Origin of the sequence: Flavobacterium sp. (assembly GCF_003525665.1) — a bacterium.
Taxonomy (GTDB): domain Bacteria; phylum Bacteroidota; class Bacteroidia; order Flavobacteriales; family Flavobacteriaceae; genus Flavobacterium.
Map to the genome: position 1 here is coordinate 18615 of NZ_DQDX01000125.1, position 3009 is coordinate 21623.

General features: G+C 33.2%; 3 protein-coding genes. All 3 read left to right on the top strand.

Annotated elements, in window-relative coordinates; translation table 11 throughout:
- Nucleotides 1–714: MFS transporter (locus tag DIU01_RS08995; protein WP_290833659.1), on the top strand; the 714-nt coding region annotated here is incomplete at its 5' end.
- The gene (locus DIU01_RS09000; RefSeq protein WP_290833661.1) at nt 707–1882 is read left to right on the top strand and encodes a glycoside hydrolase 100 family protein; all 1176 of its coding nucleotides are present in this window, start codon (nt 707–709) and stop codon (nt 1880–1882) included. The genes DIU01_RS08995 and DIU01_RS09000, both read left to right, overlap by 8 nt.
- A 33-nt stretch (nt 1883–1915) precedes the next feature.
- On the top strand, nt 1916–2845 hold the full coding sequence (locus DIU01_RS09005) for a carbohydrate kinase family protein (RefSeq protein WP_290833663.1): 930 nt from the start codon (nt 1916–1918) through the stop codon (nt 2843–2845).
- Nucleotides 2846–3009 lie beyond the last annotated feature (164 nt).

Below are 3009 nucleotides of genomic sequence, written 5' to 3' on the forward strand. Positions count from 1 at the left end.
ATTTTTCAATCTATTGCAAACATGCCTAAACTTCTTTGGCAATTGGCTTTGGTTTATTTATTTCAATGGTACGCGCTTTTTTGCTACTGGCAATTTATTACACCAACAATAAAAAGAACGCTTTTCGGAATAACAGCTGCCGATGAAGAAAAATCAAGCAGACTTATAGAAGCTTGCAAAAATGGGGTAGAATTAACATCGCAAGACACCAATTTTGTAAAACACATTGGAGACTTAACAGAACAAGCGGTTGGTCACACAGGTTTAATGAACGGAACATATAATTTTGTTACCATGATTATTGCACTTGCTCTTGTTCCATTAGCACGAAAATATTCTTCTAAATTAATTCATACTTTTTGTCTCTTTTTTACTGCTTTTGCACTATTAATGATTCCACAAATAGAAAATAAATACATGCTTTTTATTCCGATGATTTTCTTCGGAATTGGTTGGGCATCCATGATGGGCTTACCTTATTCTATGGTTTCTAATTCAATTCCTAGTGATAAAAGAGGTGTTTACATGGGAATTATTAATATGATGATTGTAATACCAATGTTTATCCAAACCATCACTTTTGGACCAATATTAAAAAATCTACTTAACGACAATCCAATAAATGCAATTTACGCAGCAGGTGTTTTATTTGTCCTTGCCGGAATTAGCGTTTTATTTATGAAAGTTGAAAGAGAAAATGCCAATCATGAATAATATAAATTACAACAAAGCAATTGAATTATTGCAACAGGTTTCAACAGATGCAGGGTTTTTGGCCAGTGCAGAAAACACTTCTAATTACCAACGTGTTTGGGCAAGAGATGGCGTTATTTGCGGTTTAGCAGCTTTGGCATCTGGCGATGAAAAATTAATTGAAACCTTTAAAAACACATTAGAAACATTAGCCAATAACCAACATGATTTGGGTACGATTCCATCTAATGTTTTAGTGTCAGAAAATAAAAATGATGTCAGTTATGGTGGTTTAGCTGGAAGAGTTGATGCAGTAACATGGTTTATAATTGGAGTTTGCCAATACGGATATTATAAAAATGACGATCAATTTATAGAAAAGTATAAACCGCAGTTAGAAAAATGTTTTCAATTGTTAGATACTTGGGAATTCAATAACAAACATCTTGTTTACGTGCCGCTATCAGGTAATTGGGCAGACGAATATATTACTGATGGCTACGTTCTTTACGATCAATTGTTGCGTATTTGGGCTTTAAAATCGTATAATTTTTTCGAAAAAAGTGAGGCTATTTCTCATAAAATAAGTCAGATTACAAGTCAAATTGAAATCAATTTCATGCCTAAATCAGTTGGAGAAAAATACCATGAACGTGCATACAATGAAGTGGTTTTCGAAAATTACATGCCGTGTTCTTTTTCGCCTTCTGGATATAAAACACAATTTGACGCTTTCGCAAATTCACTAGCAGTGCTTTTAAATATTGGTTCTTCAAGCTTTCAAAATGCTATTTTATCTTCAGCTATGAATTTAGCTTCGAGTACAAAACTTGGTTTGGTTCCAGCTTTTTGGCCACCAATATTTGAAAATGAGGAACATTGGAATTTATTGAAAAATAATTGCAAATACGAATTTAGAAATTACCCAAATGAGTTTCACAATGGTGGAAGTTGGTCAATGGTAAACGGATTTTTTGGCTTGGCTTTAGTGTCTAAATCTCAAACCAAATCGGCAGAATTAATTTTAGAAAAAATAAATGAAGCCAATGCTATAGAAGATTTTTCTTTCTACGAAAATTTCAATACTGTCTCTGCCAAACCAAACGGAGTGGCTTATTGTGCTTGGAGCGCAGCAGCTGCAGTTTTAGTACATCAATCGATTACAACTGATTTTAAATTTTTAGTTTAATCTCAAATGTTTTCTAGTTTTAAATAGATTATTATGAGTTCAATAGATATTATATGCATAGGAGAAGTTTTAATTGACTTTATAGGTCATGAAATTAATACTTCCATAAACAGGACCAAAGATTACCACCGTTTTCTTGGTGGATCGCCGACTAATGTTGCAGTGAATGCTTCACGATTGGGTTTGAAATCGGTTTTGGTGGCTTCTTGTGGACAAGATGGTTTGGGTGATTATGTGGTTAGAAAATTAAAATCAAATAATGTAAACACTGCATCAATTAGAAAGTCGGAAACAGCTCCAACTTCGGTGATTTTTGTCTCGAAATCTACCGAAACACCCGATTTTATTCCGTACAGACAAGCCGATTGTGAAATATTTGAAAGTCAACTTAGCGATGAAACTATTGCTGAAGCTAAAATTTTTCATACTACATGTTTCGCTTTAAGCAAAAACCCAGCACGACAAACTATTTTAAATAGAGCTAGAAAAGCTAAAGAATTAGGACTAAAATTAAGTATCGACATTAATTTTTCTGAGAGAATTTGGCCAGATAGAGAAGAAGCCAAGCAGGTTTTAAAAGAATATTTAGCAAACGATCCTTTGGTGAAATTGAGTGAAGACGATTGCTACAGGTTATTTGCAGAAGTAAAATCGGAAGATTATATTTTTGATTATTTTCATAATCTTGGCGCATCAACTATTTGTTTGACAAAAGGAAAAAACGGAGTTGCAGTATCTGATGTAAAGGAAGGTTTATTGTTTCAAGAAGCAGCAAAAATAGATGAGATTAAAGATACAACTGGTGCTGGTGATGCCTTTTGGACCGGATTTTTATTTGCTCAAATAGAAAATAAAGGTTTGAACGAATGCATTACAATTGCTCAAAAATTGGCTTCGATTAAATTACAAAATGTAGGTAGATTGCCTGATAACATCAATATTAAAAAAATAATACAAGAGTAGAGTTTGTTTGAGATTAGTTTGGTTTGATTGAAAAGCTGTGATGTGATATTACAGCTTTTTTTGTTGAAGTTAATTCAAGAGTTTCTTTAGAATTGAGAAACTTTACAAAAGACAATTACTAACTATCCCGAAGCCTCGGGACTGATTGTAGCGGCATCCTTTTT